At 73.6% G+C, this 23344-nt stretch carries 12 protein-coding genes; 9 read left to right on the top strand and 3 right to left on the bottom strand.

Annotation, left to right across the window (positions count from 1 at the left end; genetic code table 11):
- Positions 1–33: 33 nt before the first annotated feature.
- Complete coding sequence (helR, locus tag HNR61_RS22925) at positions 34–2181, bottom strand: RNA polymerase recycling motor ATPase HelR (protein WP_182845262.1); 2148 nt, start codon at positions 2179–2181, stop codon at positions 34–36.
- Positions 2182–2695: 514 nt separating this feature from the next.
- Here helR and HNR61_RS22920 point away from each other — a divergent pair.
- From HNR61_RS22920 to HNR61_RS22910, 3 genes are all read left to right on the top strand, one after another.
- Positions 2696–3877: a tyrosine-type recombinase/integrase gene (locus tag HNR61_RS22920; RefSeq protein WP_182845261.1), complete on the top strand. Its 1182-nt coding sequence runs from the start codon at positions 2696–2698 to the stop codon at positions 3875–3877.
- Positions 3878–4003: 126 nt separating this feature from the next.
- Positions 4004–4876, top strand: coding sequence for a sigma-70 family RNA polymerase sigma factor (locus tag HNR61_RS22915; RefSeq protein WP_182845260.1), 873 nt, complete (start codon positions 4004–4006; stop codon positions 4874–4876).
- A 139-nt stretch (positions 4877–5015) separates the two neighbouring features.
- A complete protein-coding gene (locus tag HNR61_RS22910; protein WP_182845259.1) occupies positions 5016–5999 on the top strand; it encodes an MBL fold metallo-hydrolase in 984 nt (327 codons plus the stop codon).
- Positions 6000–6036: 37 nt separating this feature from the next.
- Here the strand turns inward: HNR61_RS22910 and HNR61_RS22905 are convergent, their stop codons facing one another.
- Complete coding sequence (locus tag HNR61_RS22905; RefSeq protein WP_376770272.1) at positions 6037–7545, bottom strand: beta-N-acetylhexosaminidase; 1509 nt, start codon at positions 7543–7545, stop codon at positions 6037–6039.
- A 174-nt stretch (positions 7546–7719) separates the two neighbouring features.
- On the opposite strand from HNR61_RS22905, the gene HNR61_RS22900 reads away from it, so the two are divergent.
- The 5 genes from HNR61_RS22900 (at position 7720) to HNR61_RS22880 (ending at position 22082) form a co-directional block, all read left to right on the top strand.
- Complete coding sequence (locus tag HNR61_RS22900; protein WP_182845257.1) at positions 7720–8634, top strand: alpha/beta fold hydrolase; 915 nt, start codon at positions 7720–7722, stop codon at positions 8632–8634.
- A 186-nt stretch (positions 8635–8820) separates the two neighbouring features.
- Positions 8821–10110 (top strand): glycosyltransferase, encoded by a 1290-nt coding sequence (locus tag HNR61_RS22895; RefSeq protein ID WP_182845256.1) that lies wholly within the window; start codon positions 8821–8823, stop codon positions 10108–10110.
- 272 nt (positions 10111–10382) lie between these two features.
- Positions 10383–18719, top strand: coding sequence for a type I polyketide synthase (locus tag HNR61_RS22890; RefSeq protein WP_220509692.1), 8337 nt, complete (start codon positions 10383–10385; stop codon positions 18717–18719).
- Positions 18712–20985, top strand: a complete 2274-nt coding sequence (locus HNR61_RS49350; RefSeq protein ID WP_312898041.1) for a thioester reductase domain-containing protein — start codon at positions 18712–18714, stop codon at positions 20983–20985. Before HNR61_RS22890 ends, HNR61_RS49350 begins: the two co-directional genes overlap by 8 nt.
- Positions 20985–22082, top strand: coding sequence for an alpha/beta hydrolase (locus HNR61_RS22880; protein ID WP_182845255.1), 1098 nt, complete (start codon positions 20985–20987; stop codon positions 22080–22082). The genes HNR61_RS49350 and HNR61_RS22880 overlap by 1 nt, the downstream gene beginning before the upstream one ends.
- On the opposite strand, the gene HNR61_RS22875 is transcribed toward HNR61_RS22880, so the two are convergent.
- Positions 22054–22299, bottom strand: a complete 246-nt coding sequence (locus tag HNR61_RS22875) for a hypothetical protein (RefSeq protein ID WP_182845254.1) — start codon at positions 22297–22299, stop codon at positions 22054–22056. The genes HNR61_RS22880 and HNR61_RS22875 overlap by 29 nt on opposite strands.
- 383 nt (positions 22300–22682) lie before the next feature.
- On the opposite strand from HNR61_RS22875, the gene HNR61_RS22870 reads away from it, so the two are divergent.
- Complete coding sequence (locus HNR61_RS22870; RefSeq protein ID WP_182845253.1) at positions 22683–23138, top strand: MarR family winged helix-turn-helix transcriptional regulator; 456 nt, start codon at positions 22683–22685, stop codon at positions 23136–23138.
- Positions 23139–23344: the final 206 nt, after the last annotated feature.

Raw genomic sequence — 23344 nt, 5'->3', positions numbered from 1 at the left:
ACGGCCTCTCGGGGAGGACGGGGCGTTCCATCGTCAGGAGCTCGTGAGGATGACGAGTCGCTGCGTCGCCCGGGTCATCGCGACGTAGCGGTCGACCGCTCCTTCGATGCCCTCGCCGAACGCCTCGGGGTCGATGAGGACGACCAGGTCGAATTCGAGTCCCTTCGCCAGCTCCGGGGTCAGTGACCGGACGCGGGGCGTCGCCGGGAACGCGGGTTCACCGATGACGCAGGCGATCCCGTCGGTGTTCGCGGCGAGCCAGGTGTCGAGGACCGAGTCCAGCTCCGCGACGGATCCGTGGGTGACGGGAACGCCGGTGCCGCGGATGGAGGTCGGCACGTTGGCGTCCGGGAGCGCGGCCCGGATGACCGGCTCGGCTTCCGCCATGATCTCTTCCGGCGTCCGGTAGTTGACGCTCAGGGCGGCCAGGTCGATCCGGTCGAAGCCGACCCGTTCGAGCCGTTCCCGCCACGACTCCGTGAACCCGCGCCTGGCCTGGGCGCGGTCCCCGACGATGGTGAAGCTCCTGGACGGGCAGCGGAGCAGCAGCATCTGCCACTCGGCGTCGGTCAGCTCCTGCGCCTCGTCCACGACGATGTGCGCGAACGGGCCGGCCAGCCGGTCCGGTTCGCCGCCGGGAGGCGCGGCCTCGTCGACCAGGGCGTCCCGGACGTCCTGTCCGTGGAGCATCGTCACCACGCCTTCACCGTCGTCGTCGGCCGCGAGGAGGTTGTCGACGACGTCGCCCATGCGCCGGCGTTCGGCGGCGATGGAGGCCTCCTGCCGGCGCCTGCGGCGGGACGCCTCCGGGTCGCCGAGCCGCTGCCGCGCCGCGTCCAGGAGCGGCAGGTCGGACACCGTCCACGCCTGGGCGTCCGTGCGCCGCAGTTTCCGGATCTCGTCCGGGCCGAGCCAGGGGGCGCACATCCGCAGGTAGGCGGGGACCGACCACAGATCTCCGACGAGGTCGGCCGCCTCGATCAGCGGCCATGCGCGGTTGAAGGTCGTGAGCAGCTCCCCGTTCCGCAGCAGCGACCTGCGGAGCAGGTCGGCCGGGACGTCGTCGTCGTGCTTGTCCATCAGGATGGTGAGCAGTTCCTCCCAGATCCGGTCGCGCGCCTCGTTGTGCGGTGTGCCGGGTTCCGGTGACCCGAACGCCTCGGCCCAGTCCTCGGGGCTCAGCCAGACGTCGGACCAGTGGGTCGTGACCACCATCCCCTCGGTGGGCGGGTTCTCGTAGAACCTGACGGCCGGCTCGATCGCCTTCACCAGCTTCGCCGACGACTTCAGCAGCGCCACGTCCGGGTCGTCCTCGATCGGCGCCGCGGCCCCTTCGGCGACGAGGTCCCGCAGCGTGCAGGTCTGCACGCCCTCCTCCCCGAGGCTCGGAAGGACGTCGGAGACGTAGGCCAGGTAGGGCTGGTGCGGGCCGACGAACAGCACACCGCCCCGCCGGTGGCCGAGGCGGGGGTCGGAGTAGAGGAGGTAGGCGGAGCGGTGCAGGGCGACGACGGTCTTGCCGGTGCCCGGACCGCCGTCGACGACCAGGGCCCCGCGGGAGCCCGCACGGATGATCGCGTCCTGGTCGGCCTGGATGGTGCCGAGCACGTCGCGCATCCGGGCCGACCGGTTGCCGCCCAGGCTGGCGATGAACGCGGACTGGTCGTCGAGCGCGGCGTGCCCGACGAACCCGTCCGCGGTGAACACCTCGTCCCAGTAGTCGCTGATCCGGCCGCGGGTCCAGCGGTACCTGCGGCGGCTCGCCAGCCCCATCGGGTTGGCGTGGGTCGCCCCGAAGAACGGCTCGGCCGCGGGCGAACGCCAGTCGAGCAGCAGCCGGCGCCCCGTGCTGTCGGTGAGGCCGAGCCGTCCGATGTACACGGGCTCGGCGTCGTCTTCGCCGACCATGCGTCCGAGGCACAGGTCCAGGCCGAAGCGGCGCAGGGTGCGCAGGCGGGAGGTCAGCCGGTGGATCTCCATGTCCCGGTCCAACGCCTTCTGGCCCGTGCCGCCGGGCGCCTTGCGCTCGGCGTCGAGGCGGTCGGACAGGTCGGCGACCGACCGTTCGAGGCTCTGCGCGACGGCCGCGAAGTGCCGCTCGTCGTCGGCGACCAACGCCGGGTCGGCCTTGGGGGAAAGGTGATCGGGAAGATCGAAAACGCTGGTGGTCGAAGGATGCACGTCATCGGCTCCGCTCTGGGATCGGTCGCGACCGTTGCGCACGGCAGGCGTCCGAGGTGGGTTCGCATGGCTCACGCGGTCATGGGCGGGGTCTCCCGGCCGACCGCGCTGAGCGGCGTCCTCGCCCTCGTGCGATCCACGCGTCGACAACGACACCCGCATCTCACTCCCCCGTTACCGCAGGCCCTGGCCTCGGCCAGCGATTCTGCGGCACGACCCGGGTCTTGCCGCAAGCCCCCCGGTGCGCTATACGTTGAGAGTGGAAAGGAGCGGGTACTCCCCTTTCCCCTCATCGTCCGCGCTGGACGGACAGCCCCTTCGCGAAGCGGCGGCACGCCGCGTACGACGGCTCCAGGGCGACACGGCCGCTCGGCGACACCCCTGGGATCCGGCCCACCCTCAGTAAGATCCAGAACGCCGCCGACGAGCCGACGCCCGCACCCGAGCCGGGACAATGGGCGTCGCAGACGGCGCGCACGCGGCACCCGCTTTCACCCTCCAGGAGGTCGACGCGATGACGAATCCGGACCGGCCGACCACCAGGGATGCCCGGGTCATCGTCGGCACGGCCGCGGTGCCGCTCGCGCGGGAGGCCGCCCAGCCGCACCGGCAGGAGGACCCCTTCGTCCAGGCCGTCGCGGTGCTGCCCGCCCTTCCGGCCGACGCCCCCGGCGACCGTTACGGCATACGGACGTTGACCGCGGCCTGGCTGCGCACCCTGAAAAGCGAGGCGACCCGCCGCGCCTACTACGGTGACCTGGCCGGTTGGCTCGGCTACTGCGACCGCACCCGGCTGGACCCGCTGGCCGCCCGGCGTGCGGACGTCGACGACTGGTCGGCGACGATGACGGTGTCCACCCGAACCGGAGGCACCCGGCCCCCCAGCACCTCGACCCGGGCACGGCGACTCGCCGCCGTGTCGTCCTGGTACACCTACCTGCAGTCCAACGAGGTCACCGACCGCAATCCGATGCGGCTGGTCGAACGCCCCTCCAGCGCCGAGATCGCCGCGGCCGCCCGCAGGGCGCCCACGCTCAGCCCGGCGGAGACGGCTCTGCTGCTGGACACCTGCGAGTCCCGCGCCGTCGAACGCGATACCGAGGCCGCCTGGCGTGACGCGGCGGTGGTCGCGCTGCTCTTCTACACCGCGCTGCGCGTCTCAGCGATCACCGGCGCCGACGTGACGGACCTGGACAGCGAGGCCGGTTACCGGATCCTGTGGCACGGGCTGAAGGGCAGGGGACCCCACGGCCGCGACTACGTCCGCCTGGACGGCGAGCTGTGCCGGGTCCTGGACGCCTACCTGGCCGTCCGCGCCCGGCGCTCCCCCGACGGCGCTCCCCCGTCCGGGCCCCTGCTCGTGACCACCCCCCACCCCTACGACCCGGCCAAACCCGGCGGAAAGCGCCTCACCCAGCGCGACGTCACCAACATCCTGCGCCGCCAGGCCGAACTCGCCGGGTTGCCCGCCGCGGCCCGGCTCACCCCGCACAGCGGCCGCCGCACCGTCATCACCACCCTGCTGGGCAACGATGTCCCCCTGCCCAAGGTCCAGGACCTCGCCGGTCACGCCGACCCGCGCACGACCCGCCGCTACGACGACACCAACCACAAGCTCGCGGCCTCACCCGTCACCGACCTCACGCGTATCCTCGCCCGCCATCGCACCGCCACCGGCGAACCCGGACCGAGATGACGACGTCGTTCAGCGGGCCTGCCCGGTCCCGGGATCGGACTGCCGGGAGGCGACGCCGGTCCAGGTGTTACCTCGCCGGCGTGTGATGCGTCCTGGTGGTAAGCACCCAGGACGTCAAGGAGAACCGTGACCCAAGAGGACGAGCTCGCGGCGGAGTTCGAGACCCAGCGTTCCTACCTCCACGCGATCGCCTTTCGCATGCTCGGCTCGCACGCCGACGCGGACGACGCCGTGCAGGAGGCGTGGCTGCGGCTGGCGCGGACCGGCGGTGAGGGCATCGACGAGCTACGAGGCTGGCTCACCACCGTGACCAGCCGGATCTGCCTGGACGCGCTTCGCAGGCGCGGGGTGCGAGGCGAGCGACCGCTCGAACTCAACGTCGGCGCGCTCCCGCCGGAGACGGTCGGGGGTTCCCGGATCGATCCCGAGGAGGAGGCCGTCCTCACCGACTCCGTCGGCCTCGCGCTGTACGTCGTCATGGACGCCCTCACACCGGCGGAACGGGTCGCGTTCGTGCTCCACGACGTCTTCGCGGTCCCGTTCGGCACGATCGCGGCCGTCCTCGGCCGGAGCACCGCGGCCACCAAGATGCTCGCCAGCCGGGCCCGGGGGCGGCTGCGGCTGGACGCGCCCACGGCCGGCGCCGACGCCGCGGCCCGGGGCGTCATCGACGCGTTCTTCGCGGCGACCGGCAGGGGCGACATCACCGAGCTCCTGACCGTGCTCGCGCCCGAGGTCGAACTGCGGGCGCAGGGCCTCAGGGACGTCGCCGTCGTCCGCGGCGCGCGCGAGGTCGCGGCCCAGGCGACGATGTTCGCGCGGCTGGACGCGCTGGCGCACCCGGCGCTCGTGGACGGTGTTCCGGGCGTCCTCATCACCGTCGGCGGACGGCCGGTCACGGTCATGGCCTTCACGGTCGCGGACGGTGTCGTCACCACGATCCGCGTGCTGACCGCCCCGGCCCACCTGGGCCAGATCGTTCCGTCATGGGTCGCGTGACCGTGCGCGAGAGCCGCGGGTCCCGCCCACCCGGAAAATCAATGTGCGCGCGGCGGGCCGGCCGCTACGATCGCGGACGTTTGATCATCGCGGCGGGGAAACGCCGTCCACGGCCGTTCAGGGAAAGGTGCCCCCGACGATGCGGGTTCCAGAGCAGCGATCCGACCATCCCGAACTGCTGGAGCGGGGGCATCCTTTCCGGCAGTGGAAGACATGGCGGATTCCCGGCACCGAGTTGACCCTCACCGGCTACTCCCGCGCGAACGACAAGACCTTCTTCCACATCCCCGAGCTGCGATGCAGCCTCGACGCGGGGCTCTGCGAGGGGCGGCAGGTGGACACGGTCTTCCTGACCCACACCCACCACGATCACTCCAAGGATCTCGACTACCTCGCTTCCAGGGCCTCCGGCACGGACATCTACCTGCCCGTCCAGGCCGTGCCGTACGTGGAGTCCTACCTGCGGGCGTCCGCCGAGTTGAACCACGGGGCGGGGTTCGACCCGGCCCTGGCGGGGGGCCACCGCCTGCACGGCGTGCGCCAGGACGACGAGTTCGTCTTCGGGCGCCGCGGACACCGCGTGCGGGTGGTGGAGTGCGAGCACAAGGTCCCCTGCGTGGGATATGCCTTCTCGGAACGGCGCAAGGCGCTGCGGCCGGAGTTCGAGGAACTGCGGCGGTCCATGGCGCGAGAGGGACGCGGCGGGGAATTCGGCCGGCTCATGGCCCGGCGGCGCAAGGAGGGAATCGAGGTCGACGCCGAGGTCGACCGGCCGCTGTTCGCCTTTCTCGGCGACACGCACGCGAACGTCTTCGACCGGAACCCGTGGCTTTTCGAGTACCCGGTCATCATCACGGAGTGCACCTTCCTCGACGACGCCGAGGAGGACCGCGCGAACCGGGTCGGGCACACGGTGTGGAGCCATCTCAAGCCCGTGGTCGAGGCGCACCCGGAGACCCTGTTCGTCCTGACCCACTTCAGCCTGCGCTACTCGGACCGGGAAGTCCTCGCGTTCTTCCGGCGGGAGCGGGAGGCGGCGAAGGACGCGCGGCCGGACAACGTGCTGTTGTGGGCGCATCCGGCCGGTCGCCTGCCCGAGCAGCACCAGCACAGCGGGTCCTGAACGGGCGGCGGGCGCGCGTCCGGGTCGCGGCGAGCGGTCAGTCCGCCATCCGCCAGGTTCGCCGAGGCTTGCCGTGCATCCGTCCGGGGACGCCGGGGCGTTGCTGCCATGGGCGCGGCCCGCCGGGCGGGCGGTAGCCGACGCCCAGCGCGTCCAGGCGGGCGTAGTGCGCCGTGTTCATCCGGCGCTCGAAGTCATCGAAATCGCGCTCGTCCGGGTCCGGCAGTTCCGACCAGACCGCTTCGGCGAACGCGACGAGCCGGGGGAACGCCTGGTAGTCCACCCGGCTGCGGTTCTCGACGACCTCGGTCCACAGGTTGGCCTGCGCGCCGATGATGTTGGCCGCGTGGGGCGTCCCGGCCAGCCGGGGCGGTACGGGTTCGAACCGGTAGACGTCCTCAAGGGTGTGCACCCACCCGAACGGCACCGGCTCCTCGGGACCGTGCGCCTGGACATGGTCGAGGTAGACCTCCTGTTGGGGGCACATCACCACGCTGTGGCCGGCCTCCGCGGCGGCGATCCCGCCCCTGTACCACCGCCAGCACATGACGGCGGCCCCCTCCGCCAGGCCGCCCTCCAGGATCTCGTCCCAGCCGATGAGGCGCCGTCCGCGCGCGGCGAGCCAGCGGTCGAAGTGACGGATCATCCAGGCCTGGAGCCCGTCCTCGTCCCGAAGCCCCAGTTCGCGGATGCGCGCCTGGGCCGTGGGCGACCCGCGCCACTGCTCCTTGGAGCACTCGTCACCGCCGATGTGGACGAACTGGCCGGGGAAGATCGCCAGTACCTCCTCCAGGACGCCCTCGTAGAAACGCAGCACCGCGTCGGTGGGAGCCAGCACGTTGCGGTTGATGCCCCAGTCGGTCATCACCTCCAGCGCGGCGGTGTCGACGACGTCGGTGTTCCCCAGCTCGGGGTAGGCGGCGATGGCCGCCTGCGAGTGGCCCGGCAGGTCGATCTCGGGGACGACCGTGACGTGCCGCTCCGCCGCGTACGCGACGATCTCGCGCAGGTCGTCCTGGGTGTAGAAGCCGCCGTGAGGTCTCTCGTCCCACAGGACCGGCTCGCCCCAGCCCATGCGGGTCCGCTTCCGCCAGGCGCCGATCTCGGTCAGCCGGGGATACCGCCGGATCTCGATCCGCCACCCCTGGTCGTCGGTGAGATGCAGGTGCAGCACGTTCAGCTTGTGGGCGGCCAGCAGGTCGACGTAGCGCAGCACGTCGTCCTTGGGCAGGAAGTGCCGGGCGACGTCGAGCATGAAGCCCCGCCAGGCGAAACGCGGCCTGTCCTCGATGGTCACGTAGGGCACCGTGACCGGCCCCCGTTCGATGGGGGCACGGCGGAAAGCGTCCGGGCCCGTAAGCTGCCGCAAGGTCTGGCGGCCCCAGAAGACACCGGCGTCGTCACCGCCCACGATCTCGGCGCCGCCGGACGACACGACCAGCCGGTACGCCTCCGGTCCGACCGCCGGGTCGACGCCGGTGCGCACGTCCCCGCCGAACGGTCCCGAACCTCCGTTCCGCTCGATCCGGCGCGGAGCGGGTATCAGGTTCACCTCAGGCATCACACGCCCAGTCTCATCACAGAACCAGTCGCCCCGCCAGCCCCAGGCGGACCGACCCGTTCATATGTTCTCAACTCAGATGGTTTGACGTCAGAACAAGCTTCCCCTAACCTCCTCACGTCAGATGATCTGAACTCAGAACATTTGGAGTGATCCAGCATGGACGCAGCAACCAATGCGGCGCTCGCCGAGTCCCTGGAGGGCGGCTTCACCAGCCACCTGGCGGAGGTCAACGGGATCCGCCTGCACTACGTGGAGGGCGGGCAGGGCGACCCGCTGGTGCTGCTGGGCGGCTGGCCGCAGACCTGGTGGCAGTTCAACAAGATCATGCCCGCGCTGGCGCGCGACCACCGGGTGATCGCGGTCGACCTTCGCGGCATGGGCGGCTCGGAGAAGCCCGCAACCGGATACGTCAAGAAGACGATGGCCCGGGACATCCACGAGCTGGTGCGCCACCTCGGCCACGACCGGGTGCACGTCGCCGGGCACGACATCGGCGCCATGGTCGCCCAGTCCATGGCGGCCAACCACCCGGAGACCGTGCAGAAGCTCGCGCTGCTGGACGTGCACCACCCCGACGAGACCCTCACCGGGCTCACGCTGCTCCCGCGGCCCGACCAGCATGTCGACGGTGACCTCACCGCCGGGTCCCGCACCTACCTGTGGTGGTTCGCCTTCAACCAGGTCCGCGGCCTGCCGGAGAAGCTCCTGGCCGGCCGCGAGCGGGACTGGATCGACGCGCTGTTCGACTACATGCTCCTGGACCCCCGTTCGATCGGCGACCGCGACCGCGACCTGTACGCGCGGGCCTACTCCTCGCCGGACGCGGTCCGGGCCGGCAACGCCTGGTACCAGACGTTCACGCAGGACATCGAGGACGGGAAGGACCACGGGCCGCTGAGCATGCCGGTCCTGGCGCTGGGCGGCGACCACAGCAACTACTCCTTCCTGGCCTCCGTGCTGCCGGGCAAGGGGACCGACGTGCGGGTGGAGGCGATCAAGGACAGCGGCCACTACCTCCCCGAGGAGCAGCCCGAGGCCGTCGTCCGGTCCCTCACCGAGTTCTTCGCCTGAGCCGGTCCGGGCCGCCCCGCCGCGCCACGGCTCGCAGGCGGGGCGTCCCGGCCCTGACCTCCACGAACGCGCTCCCGTTCGCCCGTCGCGGCCGGTCGGATGTGCGCCCGATGGTGCGGTGTGCGGCGAAGGCTCCGCGCCTACGGTCGTACACACCGTGTTCCCTCGACAGAACAGGTGGCACCGATGCGTATCGCGATGCTCGCGTCCGGTACCCGTGGCGACGTCCAGCCCATGGTGGCGATCGGCGACGAGCTGGCACGGCGGGGCCACGAGGTGGCGGTCGCCGTGAACTCCGACCTCGCGGACTGGGTGACGCGGGCCGGGCTGCGGGCCGTGCCGACCGGGGTGGACTTCAAGCGCTTCCTCAGCTCGGCCGAGTCGCGGCGCATGCTCGCCCACGGCAAGGTGGACACGACCATCAGGCGCATCGTCGCGGACGAACACCGCGTCAACCAGCAGATCGTGAACGCCTGCGTGCGGGCCGCCGAGGGCGCCGACGTGATCCTCACGACGGTGACCATGTCGCTGCGGGGCCTCTGCCTGGAGAAGGCGACCGGCGTGCCGAGCAGGATCCTCTACTCCTTCCCCATCGTGCCGACCGGCGACTTCTCCGGCATCATGCCCCGCGTCCGGGACTTCCGGATGGCGTGGGCCAACCGCGGCGGCTCCCGCATGCTGAACCAGCTGTACTGGATGCGGAACAAGGCGAACCTCGACGAGATGAGCGACCTCATGGGCGCGCCACGGGTGTCGAGGATGCCCCGGCAGGAGGAGCGGCCCGGCCTCCACCTGTACAGCCCGCGGGTCGTGCCGGAGCCGACCGACCTGCCCGGCGGCCACGAGCTGATCGGTTTCCCGGTCCTGTCGGACGACCTGCGCGACCGGCTCGGGGAACGGACCGTCCCCGCCGAACTCGACCGGTGGCTCGACGCCGGGCCCGAGCCCGTCTACTTCGGGTTCGGCAGCATGCCGGTCCTGGACCCCGAACGCACGCTGCGCGAGCTCATCGAGGTCACGGCGCGGCGCGGCATCCGCGGCCTGGTCGGGGCCGGCTGGAGCGAGCTGGGCAGGTACGCCGACGGCCTGCCCGACCACCTGTTCCTCGCCCGGTCGGAGTTCGACCACGACCGGGTCCTGCCCCGCTGCCGGGCGGCGGTGCACCACGGCGGCGCGGGAACGACGGCGGCGGCGCTGCGGGCCGGTCTCCCGTCGGTGGTGGCCAGCTTCTTCGCCGACCAGCCGTTCTGGGGCTGGCGGACCGAACAGCTGCGCGTCGGAACCGCCCTGCCGTTCCGCAGCCTGACGCCCGCGCGGCTGGGACGTGCCCTCGACCGGGTGCTGGACCCGGCGTACCGGGCCCGCGCGCGGGCGGTCGGCGCCGACCTGCGCCGGGAGGACCCGGCGGGCCGGGCGGGCGACGTCATCGAGCAGTGGGCCTCCCCTCAGCGCCCCCAGATGAAAGAGATCTCATGACGCCGTCCGCCGGACGCGAGGCCGAAGTCATGCCGGACGCCGCGGAGGTCCCGCGCGTGTACCGGCAGGAGTGGAACGGCCCTGGAGACACCTGAGATCACGCCCGGCCGGTCCGTGGGCGTCGAGACCCTCGGCGCCCGAGGGGGGCCGGTGGGCGCCTCGCCGGTCGTTCGAGCCTGAACCGGCCCCCGGTTTCATCCCCGCTGAAGCCGCCGGAACGCAGGGCGACGCCGTCCGCGTCGCCCCCCGTCGTCGTGAGGATGTGAGCCGTTTTGGAAACCTCCCGGAACCTGGAAGACTCCCCGAGGCCGCGGCCGGCCGACGAGCCGGTGGCGGTGGTGTCGATGGCCTGCCGCCTGCCGGGCGGGGTCACCGACCCGGAACGGTTGTGGCGGTTGCTGGACGAGGGCCGGGACGCGGTCGGCGCGTTCCCGGCCGACCGCTGGGACCTCGGGCCGCTCTACGACCCGGACCCGCGGGCGGCGGGCACCACGTACACGCGCGAGGGCGGCTTCGTCGACGACATCGACGCGTTCGACCCCCGGTTCTTCGGGATCACCACGCGGGAGGCCGCGGCGATGGACCCCCAGCAGCGGCTGCTGCTGGAGACGGCCTGGGAGGCGCTGGAGCGCGCCGGGACCGTGCCCGCCCGGCTCTCCGGTACCCCGACCGGCGTCTACGTCGGCATGCTCGGCAGCGACTACCTGTCCGGGCTGAGCCTCGACCAGTTCAACGGTTATGTCGGGACGGGCTCGGCGCTGAGCGTCGCCTCGGGCCGCCTGGCGTTCACGCTCGGCCTGGTCGGCCCCGCGATCACCGTGGACACCGCCTGCTCCTCCTCGCTGCTGGCGGTGCACCTGGCGGCCACCGCGCTGCGGCGGGGCGAGTGCGACACCGCGCTGGTCGGCGGGGCGACGGTGATGACCACGCCGCAGACGTTCGTGGAGTTCAGCCGGTTGCGGGCGCTGTCGCCGAGCGGCCGGTGCCGGTCGTTCTCCGACGACGCCGACGGCACCGGGTTCTCCGAGGGCGTCGTGATGATGGTGCTGAGGCGGCTCGGCGACGCGCGGCGGGACGGCGACCGGGTGCTGGCCGTCCTGCGCGGCACGGCCGTCAACCAGGACGGGCGCAGCCAGGCGCTGCTGGTGCCGAGCGGGCCGTCCCAGGAGACGCTGATCCGCCGCACCCTGGAGGCGTCGGCGCTGGACCCCGCCGACATCGACCACGTGGAGGCGCACGGCACCGGCACCAGGGTGGGCGACCGCATCGAGGCGAACGCGCTGTCGCGGGTGTTCGGCGAAGGCCGTCCGGCGGACCGCCCGCTGCTGCTGGGCTCGCTCAAGTCCAACCTCGGGCACACCCAGGCGGCCAGCGGGCTGGCCGCGCTGATGAAGGTGGTGCTGTCGCTGCGGCACGAGCGGCTGCCGCGCACCCTGCACGTCGAGAGGCCGAGCCGCCGGGTCGACTGGGACGGCAGCGGCCTGCGGCTGCTCCAGGAGCCGGCGCCCTGGCGGCGGGGCGGGCGGGTGCGCCGCGCCGGGGTGAACTCGTACGGGATCAGCGGCACGAACGTGCACGTGATCGTCGAGGAGGCCCCGGAGGAACCGGCCGCGTCCGCGCCGCCGTCCGGTCCGGGGACGGACCGGCGGATGTTCGTGGTGTCCGCACGCGGTCCCGCGGCGTTGCGCCGCCAGGCCGAGCGCCTCGCCGCGCACCTGGCCGACGACCCCGCCGCCGCGTTGCCCGATGTCGCCCACACCCTCGCGCTGCGCCGGACGCACTTCGACCGCCGGGCGGTCGTGCTGGCCGCGGACCGGGACGAGCTGCTGTCCGGCCTGGGCGCCGTCGCGGCCGACCGGCGCTCCCCGGCCGTGGCGCCCGCGTCCCACGAGCCGCTGGGCGGCAAGGTGGCGTTCGTCTTCCCCGGTCACAGCACGCGCTGGGTCGGGATGGGCATCGACCTGCTGGACCGGTCCCCCGCGTTCGCCGAGGAGCTCACGCGGTGCGACGAGGCGATCGGGCGCCACGCGGGCTGGTCGGTGCTGTCGGTGCTGCGCGGCGAGGACGGGGCGCCCGGCCTCGACCAGGTCGAGGTGACCCAGCCGGTGCTGTTCGCCCTGCACTGCGCGCTGACCGCGATGTGGCGTTCGCTCGGGGTGGAGCCCGCCGCGGTGGTCGGGCACAGCCTCGGTGAGGTCGCCGCCGCGTACACGGCGGGCATGCTCACCCTGGACCAGGCGGCCGCCGTGGTGACCCGGCGCGGCCTCGCCATGCGGGCGGTCGCGGGCCAGGGTGGCGCGGTGTCGGTGGGGCTGCCGGCCGACAGCGTCCGGGAACTGCTGGCCGACTTCGGAACCCGGCTTGAGATCGCGGCCGTCAACAGCGGCCGGTCCGTCACGGTCTCCGGCGACCTGAACGCGTTGTCGGAGCTCAGGCTGACGTTGCAGCAGGGGCAGGTGCCCATGTGGGACGTCCCGGTCGGCTTCGCCGCGCACAGCTTCCACATGGACGCCATCACCGACGACCTGCGGACCGACCTGGCCGACGTCACCGGCGCCGCCGCCACGACGCCGCTCTACTCGACGGTGCTGGCCGAGCCGCTGCCCGGCGACGCCCTGGACGCCGGCTACTGGGCGCGGAACGCGCGCGAGCCGGTCCGGTTCGCCGACACCGTGCGCCGCATGCTCGACGACGGGTTCCGGTACTTCGTGGAGGTCGGGCCGAACCCGACGCTCCTGTCGGCGATCAGGGCCGTCACCGCGGAGGCGGGGGCGGCCTCCGCGGCGGTGGGCTCCCTGGCCCGCGGCGAGGACGGGCACGACGCGGTCCTCGGCAACCTCGCGCTCCTGGTCGCCGCCGGTCACGACATCGACTGGTCGAAGGCCGCTCCGGCGGGCTCCCTGGTGGACCTGCCGACCTACGCGTTCGAACGCGACCGGTACTGGACCTCCCCCACGCCCGCCGCCCGGCCCCGCCCGGACGGCCCACCCCTGCTGCACCGCCGCGTCGAGGACGGCCGCGCCCCCGGCCGCCATCTGTTCGAGGCCGAGATCGACCTGCGCGACGACCGGTTCGCCTACCTCTCCGACCACCGCGTGGGCGGGGAGGTCTGGCTGCCCGGCGCCGTGTACGTGGAGATGGCGCTGGAGGCGTCCGGCGCGCTGGCGCCCGACGGCGGGCTGGGCCTGTCCAGGGTGCGGTTCGAACGGCCGCTCCCGCTGGCCGAGGACGAACCGGTCGTCCTGCAACTGGACGTCCAGCCCCGCAACGCCGCCGGGACCCGTGTCTTCACGGTGTCGTCCCGGCCGGCCGGCGACCCGGACGCGGCGTGGACGCGCCACGCCTCCGGCCGGTTCGAGGCCGTCACGGGCGAGGCGGCGGACGCGCCCGGACCGCTCGGCGAACTGCGGGACCGGTGCGCCGAACCCGTCGCGATCTCCGCGCTCAACGCCGCGATGGCGGAGACCGGGCTCGACTACGGCGAGGCCTTCCAGCTCCTCGAAGCCGGATGGACGGGACCGGACATGGCGCTGGGGCGGCTGGCCGAGCCGCCTCCCTCGTCCCATGTCCTGCATCCGGCGGTGCTGGACGCGGCCTTCCGCGCGACGGCGCTGCCGGGCGGGGGCCCGGCCGGGACGACGCTCGTCCCCGCCGGGGCGCGGCGCGTGCGCCTCGGCGGCTCGCGCGCCCGTCCGGCCTGGGTGGCCTGCCGCGTCCGGTCGCTGTCGGCCCGAGGCGCCCTCATGGACCTGTGGCTGCTCGACGAGGCCGGGCGCCTCGTCCTCACCGTCGAGGGCTTCGCCCTGGCGGCGCTGCCGCCCCAGGCCCGGCCCGAGGAGTCGCTGTTCGAGGTGGAGTGGCGGCACCGGCCTCCGGCCGGGGAACCCGCGGGCACCGGCGCCTGGCTGGTGCTGGCCGACGAGTCGGGCGTGGGAGCCGACCTCGCCGGGCGGCTCGGCGCCGGCCCGCACGTGATCGTCCGGCGCGGGGACGCGTTCGAGGCCGAGGCGCCCGGCCGCTACCGGATCGACCCGGCGGACGCCGCGCAGTTCGCGCGCCTGCTCGACGAGGCGTTCCCCGGCGGGCGGCCGGAACGGGTCGTCCAGCTCCTCGGCCTGGACGCGCCGCCCATCACCTCGGCCGAGACGATGGCGGAGGCCGCGCTCCTGTGCTGCACCTCCACGCTGCACCTGGTCACCGCGCTCCGCGAGCGGTCGTGGAGCCCGCGCCTGTTCCTCGTCGGCCGCGGCGGCCAGGCCGCCGGGGGCAGCGGTGAGGTGACGCACCCGCAGACGGCGCTGGGATGGGGCTTCGGCACCACGGTGACCCATGAGTGCCCGGAGCTGCGGACCACCCTGGTCGACCTCCCGTCCAGCGGCGGGACCGACGCTCTCTGGGAGCAGCTGCGCCGCGCGGACGGCGAGACGCGGGTCGCGCTCCGGGAGAAGGGCCGCATGGTCCCCCGGCTGCGCAGGGCCCGCGCCGAGACCGCGGACTCCCCGGTCCGCGCCGACCGGACGTACCTGGTCACGGGCGGCCTCGGCGGTCTCGGCCGGGTGGCGGCGGAACGCCTCGCCGAGCAGGGCGCGCGCCACCTGGCCCTGCTCGGCCGCCGTGAGCCGGACGCCGGGGCCAAGGAGTGGATCGGCACGCTGGAGGGCCGGGGCGTCGAGGTCCACGTCCTGCGCGGGGACGTGGCCGACCGGGCCGAACTGGCGGCGGCGCTCGACGGCCTGCGCGCCCAGGCGCCCCCGGTCGGCGGGATCGTGCACACGGCGGGCGTCCTCGACGACGCGACGCTGCTGACGCTGACCCCCGACCGGATCGGCACCGTCCTGGCGCCCAAGGTGCTGGGTGCGGCACTGCTCACCGCCCTGGTGCCCGAGGCGGAGTTCCTGGTCCTGTTCTCGTCGGCCGCGGGCCTGCTGGGCTCGGTCGGGCAGAGCTCCTACGCCGCCGCGAACGCCTTCCTCGACGCGTGGGCGCACTCGCTGCACACCGCGCGGCGCCCGGCGCTGAGCCTGGACTGGGGAGCGTGGTCGCAGGTCGGTATGGCGGCGGCCGCCGACCCGACCGGCACGGCGGGCGCGGCCACGCGGACCGGCCTCGGCGCCTTCTCCCCCGACGAGGGCGGCGCCCTGTTCGCGCGGCTCCTCGGCACGGCCCGGCGCCAGCTCGCGCCGATCGTCGTCGACCGGGCGGCACTGGCCCGGCACGCCACGGCGCTCGCGTCGCATCCGCTGCTGTCGGAGCTGGTGCCCAAGCGGGCCGCCCCGCCCCCCAGCCGGCTCGCCGACCGGATCCGGGCCGCGGCCCCGGCGGAACGGACCGCCCTCGCCGAGACGTACCTGCGCGGCGCGGTCGGCGACATCACCGGCGACGACGCGGCCGAGGTGCCCTCCGGGCGGCCGCTGAAGGAGCTCGGCTTCGACTCGCACACGCTGGTCACGCTGTACACGTCGATGACCCGCGACCTCGGGGTCGAGGTGTCCCTCACGGCGCTCGCCGCCTCCGACCTCCGCGAGCTCACCGGACTCGTCCTCCAGGCCCTCGCCGGGACGGACGGTGCGGCGGATACGGCGGGCGCGGCCGACCCGGCGCCCGAGACGGAGGAAGAGGTGCCGGAGGTGACCACGCGGCCCGTGCCGGGCGACGTGATGCGCCTGCTGCGGACCGCGCAGCGGGGGACCCCGGCCGCCGCGCACCACATCGGCCTGGCCGCCCGGCTCGCCTCGCCCGTGACCCGCGAACGGCTGACCGGGATCCTGACCCGGCTCGCCGACCGCCACGCCGCCCTGCGCACCGCGATCGTCCAGGACCCCGAGCACGGGCAGATGCTTGAGGTATGGCGCCGTACCGCCGAGCCGCTCCTTCGCTGGTCGGCCGTCCCCGAGGACGTCGATCCCGGCGAGCGGCTGCGGGATCTGATGGAACCCCCGTTCGACCTCGCCACCGCTCCACTGTGGCGGTTCGAGATGCTGGAGACGCCGTCCGGACGGCAGTTCCTGCTCTACGGCGCGCACCACGCCGTGAGCGACCTGCAGTCGCTGATGCTGGTGATGGGCGAGATCGGCGCCGAGCTGGCGGGCGCGCCGCTGGACTCCACACCGTCCAACCGGGACATCGACCTGCTGATCGAAGCGCAGTCCTCGCGGGCGCACCGCGAACGCGGTGAGGCGATGCGGCGGTGGCGCCGGGAGATCGCCGGTTCCCGGCGCCTCGAACTGACGCTGACGCGCCCGCGACCGGCGGAACGCACCTTCCGCTCCGGAACCGTGGCGGTCGACATCCCCGACGGCCTCGTCGACCGGGTGACCGAGCAGGCGCGGCGGCTCTCCATCACCCCGGCCGCCTTCTGCCTCGGCGCGCTGACGGTGTTCCTCGCCCGGCTCCGGCGCCGCGACCGGTTCGCCCTGGCCGTTCCGGTGGACACGCGCATGCACGCCGGCGCCCCCGGCGCGCTCGGGTTCTTCGGCGTCCCGGTCCCGTTCGCGGCCGAGGTCGCGCCGGACGAACCGGTCGCCGACGTGCTCCGCCGCACCGACGACCGGCTCGGCGGTGTCCTGGAGAAGGACGCCTCGTTCTTCGACGCGATGGCGGCGCTCGCCGAAGAGGGCCTGTACCGGCCGGACGCGCCGCTGGTCGAGGTGTACTTCAACTTCATCAGGGCGCAGGCGCCCCTGGGCGACGCACTGGAGTTCCTGCCGCTCGGCACCGGCCACTCCGACCTGGACCTGATGGTCACGATGGCCCCCGACCTGGACCTCCTGCGGCTGGACCACAACCTCGACATCATCGACGGGCCGACCTGCGAACGCCTCGGGCGGGACTACCTCGACCTGCTGGCCGGGCTCGCCGCGAGCCCGGAGGCGACCGCGACGTCGACCTCGGTCCCGGTGGCGGCGGACGAGACCGGCGGGCCCGCGTCGCGCGTTCCGGCCGTGGCCCGCCCGTCGGTCGCGGTGGCGGCCACGTTCGCCCTCGGCAACCTGCCCGCGCTGCTCGGCGCCGCGCTGGACGACGCGTTCGACATCACCGAGGCGCCGTACCATCAGGTCCTGGCGGGCCTGCGGGATCCGGGCGGCGCCTTCGCGCTGCCCACGGCCGTCGCGGGGGTCGTCCTGCTGAGGGCCGCGGACCTGGCCCGGTTCGGGCCGGTGAGCGACGAGACCCTCGCCGAACTGGCCGACGACTACCCCGACGCGCTGCGATCACTCCACGAGCGGACGGGCAACCCCGTCGTCGTCGCGTTCCTCCCCGCCCGGTCCACCGACGAACGCCTCGAACGGTGGGAACGGGAGCTGGCGGCCCGGATCGCGGCGGTTCCCGGAGTCGCCGTCCTGTCCCCCGGCGGCTGGGCACCCCACCACCCCGACGGCGACCCGTTCGACGACGAGACCGACACCCTCGCCCACCTGCCGTTCCGGCCCGAGTTCCAGGCGGCGGCCGCCCTCGCGGTGGCCGAGGTGGTCCAGGCCGCGCGCCGTACCCCGCCCAAGGTGATCGTGGTGGACGGCGACGACACCCTCTGGGGCGGCGTGGCGGCCGAGGCCGGCCCCGGCGGCGTCGACCTGGCCGGGCCCTACGCGACCCTGGCCCGGCGGCTGCTGGAGTGGCGCGCCGCGGGCGTCCTGCTGGTGATGGTGACCAACAACGACGAGGCCACGGTGCGGGAGGTCCTGGCCAGGCCGGACGGCACGCTCCGCGCCGAGCACTTCAGCGTCGTCTCGGCGGACTGGGAGCCCAAGCCCCGGCGGATCGCGGCGGCCGCGGCCGACCTCGGCCTGGGCCTGGACTCCTTCCTGTTCCTCGACGACAACCCCGTCCAGATCGCGGCGGTCCGCGCGGAGCTGCCCGAGGTCCTCTCGGTCACCTGCCCGCCGGCGCACGAGCTGGAGGCGTTCCTGACGCGGCTCTGGCCGGTCACGCCCCGGCCCGCGACCCGCGAGGACGCCGGACGCGCCGACTTCTACCGGCAGGAGCGCGTCCGCCGCCGCGAACGCGAGCGCGCGGGCTTCGCCGCGTTCCTCGAACGGCTGGAGCTGGAGGTGGACGTCGTGCCGCTCGACGAGGCCACGGTCGGGCGCACCCTCCAGCTCGGCCGCCGCACCAACCAGTTCAACCTCCGCCCGGCGGCGCTGGACGAGGGCGTGCTGGACGGCTGGCGGCGCGACGGCGAGGTCTGGACGGCCTCGGCCCGCGACCGGTTCGGCGACTACGGGCAGGTCGGCGTCCTGGCCGTTCGGGCGGAGGGCGGCACGCTCGAGGTCGTCGCCTGGATGCTCAGCTGCCGCGCGCTGGGCCGCGGCGTCGAGGAGCGGCTGCTCGGCTGGCTGGCCGACCGCGCGGACGCGCTGGGCTGCGCGAACGTCCGGCTGGTCGCCGGGCACACGGCCCGGAACGTCCCCGCGCGGCGGCTGGTCGCCGCCCTCGGAGGGGTGGGCGCCGACGATCCGGTGCTCGACGTGACGGTGGAACCCTCGCGGCTCCGGGCGTACCGCTCGTGGGCCGAGGACCCCGGCGCGCAGGACACAGCGACACAGGACACGACGACACAGGGCACAGCGACACAGGACATGGCGGTACACGGGGAGGCGCACGGTGACTGACTCCACACTGGACGAAGCGGGCGGCGGCCCGCGGGCTCGCGGCGCCGACCGCAGCCGCGAGGCCGAGCTGATCGAACGCCGCGGCGGGGACGGGGCCGGCGCCGCCGACCTGCTGGCCCGCTTCCGGGAGCGGAGCACCCCGGAGGCTCCACCGGCCACCGGCACCGGGTCCTGGGACCTGGAACGGCTGGCCGCCGCCATCGCCGAGCGGGCGGGCCGTTTCCTGCGCGGCGCGCGCGTCGACGCCGACACCGACCTCTTCGACGCCGGAGCGACGTCGGTGGACGCCGTGGAGCTGATCGCGGTGCTCGCCCGGGAACTGGGCGTGCGGATCAGCCTCGACGACGTCTTCCTCGACGGACGGCCGCGCCGCCTGGCACAGCTCTGGCTCACCCGCGAGGCGCCCGCGCCGGCCGCCGCGCCTCCCGGCCCCCCGCCCGCGACGCCCGTTCCGGCGCCCGACGACGAGCTCGGCTGGGTCAAGGCCGACCTGGCCCGCGCCGACGACCTGCCCTGGGTCGAGCCGCCCGAGACGGCCGAACCCCGCCGGATCCTGCTCACCGGCGCCACCGGGTTCCTCGGCGGCCACCTGCTGCTCGACCTGCTGCGGCGCGGGGACGCGCACGTCGTCTGCCTCGTCCGCGCCGCCGATGAGCGGGAGGGCGAGCGGCGGCTCGCCGAGGAGCTGGCCGGCTACCACCTCCCCTGGTCCGCCGAGGTCGCCCGGCGGGTGACCGTGCTGCCCGGCGACGTCCGGCGGCCGAGGCTCGGCCTCGACGAGGACCGCTGGCAGGCCCTGGCCGGCGAGGTGGACGCGATCGTCAGCGTCGCGGCGGCGGTGGACTTCCTGCGCGGCTACCCCTCGCTGCGGCAGACCAACGTGCTCGGCCCGCTGACCCTCGCGGAGCTGGCGGCCACCGGCCCGGTCAAGCCGCTGCACCACATCTCGTCGATCGCGGTGTTCAACGAGGCCGGTACCACGTCGATGGACGAGGACAGCCCGCTCGGGCGCGTCGACCGGCTGTTCACCGGCTACGACAAGACCAAGTGGGTGTCGGAGGTGGCGCTGCGCCGCGCCCGTGAGCACGGCCTGACGGTGACCCTCATGCGGCCCGGCAGCATCGGCGGGCACACCCGTACGGGCGCCCACAACCCCAAGGACCTCGGCAGCGGACTGCTGTCGGCGTTCTCGCGGTTCCGCGCGATGCCCGCCTTCCGGTACATCAACGTCTCCCCGGTGGACTGGGTGAGCCAGATGGCGGCCGCGATCGTGTACGAGCCGAGCGCCTGGGGCGCCACGTACAACCTCACCGGCGAGCCGAACGCGTTCCAGGACGTGCTGCGCGACATGCGCCTGGGCGGCATGAACGTCCCGGTGATGGGCTGGGAGGAGTGGCGGAGCGCCTTTCTGGCCTTCATGGAGGCCGACCCGGTGCCCGAGCTGGAGTTCCTGGTGCAGGTCCTGCGCAGCCCCACCGCCGTGAAGCTGTGCGAGGCGGCGCTGCTGAGCCCGGCGGCGTCGGGTGACCGCGCCGAGGCGTTCGCGGCCCGTCACGGCCTGCCCGCGCCGGCCCGGTACGGGGCGCAGGCGCAGTTGAAGACCTACGAGCGGCTCGCCGAGAGCGGCCTGGCCCGCCTGCCGGGCAAGGACGACCCGCCGTTCCTGTGGTTCCACGAGACGATGCGGGGCGTTCTGGAGGACACCCCGTGCGAGCTGTCGCTGCGGCCGTCCATCGCCAGCATGTACCAGCTGGTCAGGGAACGCAGGCTCGACGTCACCGGCGAGGTGAGGTGCGCCCTGCTGCATCCCGAACCGCTGACCGTCGAGGCCGGGGACATCTGGGTCCGCCCCCTGGACGGGATCCCGCACCGCCACGGCCTGAACCATCCCCTGCTGCGCTACCGGCTGCGGCTGCGCGACGCCGCCGGGCAGGAATGGTGGCTGGAGGGGCTGAAGACCGCCCGTGCCCGCCGCGACCTCTGGCGCCAGTCGCGCACGCTGGCGATCCAGGTCGGGCGAGAGGGAGAGCCGGCGCACCTGGCGGGCGAGGTCGTGGTGCCCCCCGACAGCTACGTCCGCGAACAGATCGACGGCATCGGGGTGAACCCGGCGCTGCCCGCGCCGGAGCAGCGCCTGGCCAAGCTGATGTGGCTCGGCTGGTTCTTCGCCCAGATGGGCTGGGGCCTGCTGGAGCCGTCGCTGCGCGCGGGCGCGGAACTGCTGGACCTGCGCCGCGACGCCACCCGCACCAAGGAGATCCGCTGATGTCCCGACCGATGCCCCGGACACTGCCGCGGCCGCTGCACGCCCGGCTCGACGACGCCACGGTCGAGCCGGTCCCGCTCCGCGTCTCCGACGGGACCGAACTCGCCCTGCACCGGGTGTACCGGGTGGACGACGACCGGCCCGCGGTCCTTCTCCTGCACGGCCACACCGCATCGGCGGACATGTTCGTCCTGCCCGAGACCCGCAACCTCGTCGAGGCCCTGCTCGACGCCGGGTACGAGCCGTGGCTGCTGGACTGGCGGGGAAGCTGCCGCCTCCCCTACAACGAGGACGGCACCACCTACACCTTCGACGACGTCGCGCTCTACGACATCCCCGAGGCGGTGTCCCTCGTACGGGCCCGCATCGGGACGCGACGCCTGTTCGTCGTCGCGCACTGCCTCGGGGCGCTGTCCCTGTCGATGAGCATGGCGGCGGGACTCGTGCCGGGGCTGGCGGGCGTGGTGGCGCAGGGCGTCTTCATGACGCCCAGGGTGACCGTGCCGACCCGGTTCCGGATGCACCTCAGCGTCGAGCTGATGCGCAAACGCATCCACCGTATTCCGGTGGACTTCCGCAAGGCCGGGTTCCGCTCGAAGTACACCCCGCTGTTCGCGCTGGCGTCCCTGGGCGCGGACTGCCCGGACCCCACCTGCCAGATGCTGCACAACTCCGCGTGGAGCATCGGCGCCTCGCTGTTCGTGCACGACAACCTGCACCCCCGCACCCACGACCGCCTGGCCGACCTGTTCGGGACGGTGCCGCTGTGCGTGCTGCCGCACCTGCGGCGGATCGAGCTGGCGCACACGGTGGTCCGCTGGAACCTCAGCGACCACCGTTACCGGGCGCTGCCGGAGAACGCCCTGGACAACGCCGACCGCATCGACTGCCCGGTGCTGCTGCTGTCCGGCAGCGAGAACCGGCTCTGGCCGGACGCCAACAGGCTGTGCCACGACGTGCTGAAGGCCCGCCAGCCGCAGCTCGACGTCCGGTACGTCGAGGTCCCCGGCTACGGGCACGTCGATCCGATCATCGGACGCGGCGCGGCACTGGACGTGTTCGGCCACATCATCGACTTCCTCGACGAGCGGAGGTAGGACCGGACGCCGGAAGGAGCCACCAGGTCACTTGACGTTCGGGGACGGCGCCCCACCGGCCCGTCCCCCCTGCCACTTGCGGCAGGAAGGCGAGGCGTTCGAGCTGCTCGAACCGGTCGTCGGCGTCCAGGGCGGCCAGGCGCAGCAGGACGTGCCGCGCGCCCGCGTCCACGAAGGAGCGCAGCCGCTCGATGACCTGCTCCTCGGTGCCGCTCACGTAGAGCTGGAAGGTCTCCAGGTACGACAGGGGGCGTCCAGGCGTTCGCGGGCGCGGTCACCTCGCGTTCTCCCACGTACTCGCCGATCACCGCGAGCCAGACGGGCGGGCCGCCCGGCGTGTGCGGCAGCGGCAGCTCACGACCTCGTCCAGCCAGGTGGAACGCCCCTTCATGGGGACGCCCGCCATCGCGAAATCGCGGTAGGCGGGGACCAGCGCGCCCGTGCCGAGGCGCGCGGCGTCCAGCCTTCGCCCACCATGGCCTCAGGGAACGGCCATGTCGTGGACAATCGCCCCATGACCTTCGGGGCTGACCGCCGGCGCTCACCACATGGTCTAAATTGAGAAGATCTGAGCTCATACCTTCACGGGGAGGAGAGGCCATGGCGGTCCGCCCGCTGCGCGACGACCTCATCCTGTTGCTGGCGGTCACCGCACACGTCTCCAAGGAGACCATGGAGGAGCACCTGGCGACGATGGACCTGAGCGTGCGCGAACACGTCGTCCTCAACGCCATCGCCGAGGGCGCGCCCACCCAGCTCGCCATCGCCCGCAAGGCCGGCCTCGACAAGAGCACCCTCATACCGGTGCTCGACCAGCTCGAACGCAAGGCGCTCGTCGAAAGACACCCCGACCCCGCGGACCGCCGCGCCCGCGTCGTCACCATGACCGACGCCGGACGGCGCTCCCTGACCCGCTCCACCCGGACCGTCGCCCGGACCGAGACCGAACTCCTCGCCGACCTGACACCGGACGAACGCACGCAGTTCCTCGCCATGTTGCAACGCATCACCGAGGGACGCATGGCCGACCTGACCGTTCCCGGATCCTGCCTCTAGCCGACACCGGGGCAGCGGAATCGCAGGTGGGGTAAGTCAGTGGCGGGTGCGGGCGGCGGTTGCTTGTATGGCCGGATGGAAAAAGGGGGATCCGGCCTTGGCGGTGCGGGCATCGGGCGGGTGCGGCTGCGCGCCGTCGTCCGGGCGGCGCCGAGCGCGCGGCGGCCGTGGCGCGTCCTCTCGCCTCGGAGGCGACCGAACGGACT

Source organism: Actinomadura kijaniata (assembly GCF_014138665.1).
GTDB classification, from domain to species: domain Bacteria; phylum Actinomycetota; class Actinomycetes; order Streptosporangiales; family Streptosporangiaceae; genus Spirillospora; species Spirillospora kijaniata.
The sequence above is the reverse complement of the archived record's forward strand: the minus strand, read 5'-3'. Positions and strand labels throughout refer to the sequence as shown.

Excerpts from the sequence above, each read along its gene's own strand:
- HNR61_RS22900 (WP_182845257.1), top strand. The coding sequence starts at position 7,720 with ATGGACGCAGCAACCAATGCGGCGCTCGCCGAGTCCCTGGAGGGCGGC.
- HNR61_RS22910 (WP_182845259.1), top strand. The coding sequence starts at position 5,016 with ATGCGGGTTCCAGAGCAGCGATCCGACCATCCCGAACTGCTGGAGCGG.
- HNR61_RS22870 (WP_182845253.1), top strand. The coding sequence starts at position 22,683 with ATGGCGGTCCGCCCGCTGCGCGACGACCTCATCCTGTTGCTGGCGGTC.
- HNR61_RS22895 (WP_182845256.1), top strand. The coding sequence starts at position 8,821 with ATGCGTATCGCGATGCTCGCGTCCGGTACCCGTGGCGACGTCCAGCCC.
- HNR61_RS22880 (WP_182845255.1), top strand. The coding sequence starts at position 20,985 with ATGTCCCGACCGATGCCCCGGACACTGCCGCGGCCGCTGCACGCCCGG.
- HNR61_RS22920 (WP_182845261.1), top strand. The coding sequence starts at position 2,696 with ATGACGAATCCGGACCGGCCGACCACCAGGGATGCCCGGGTCATCGTC.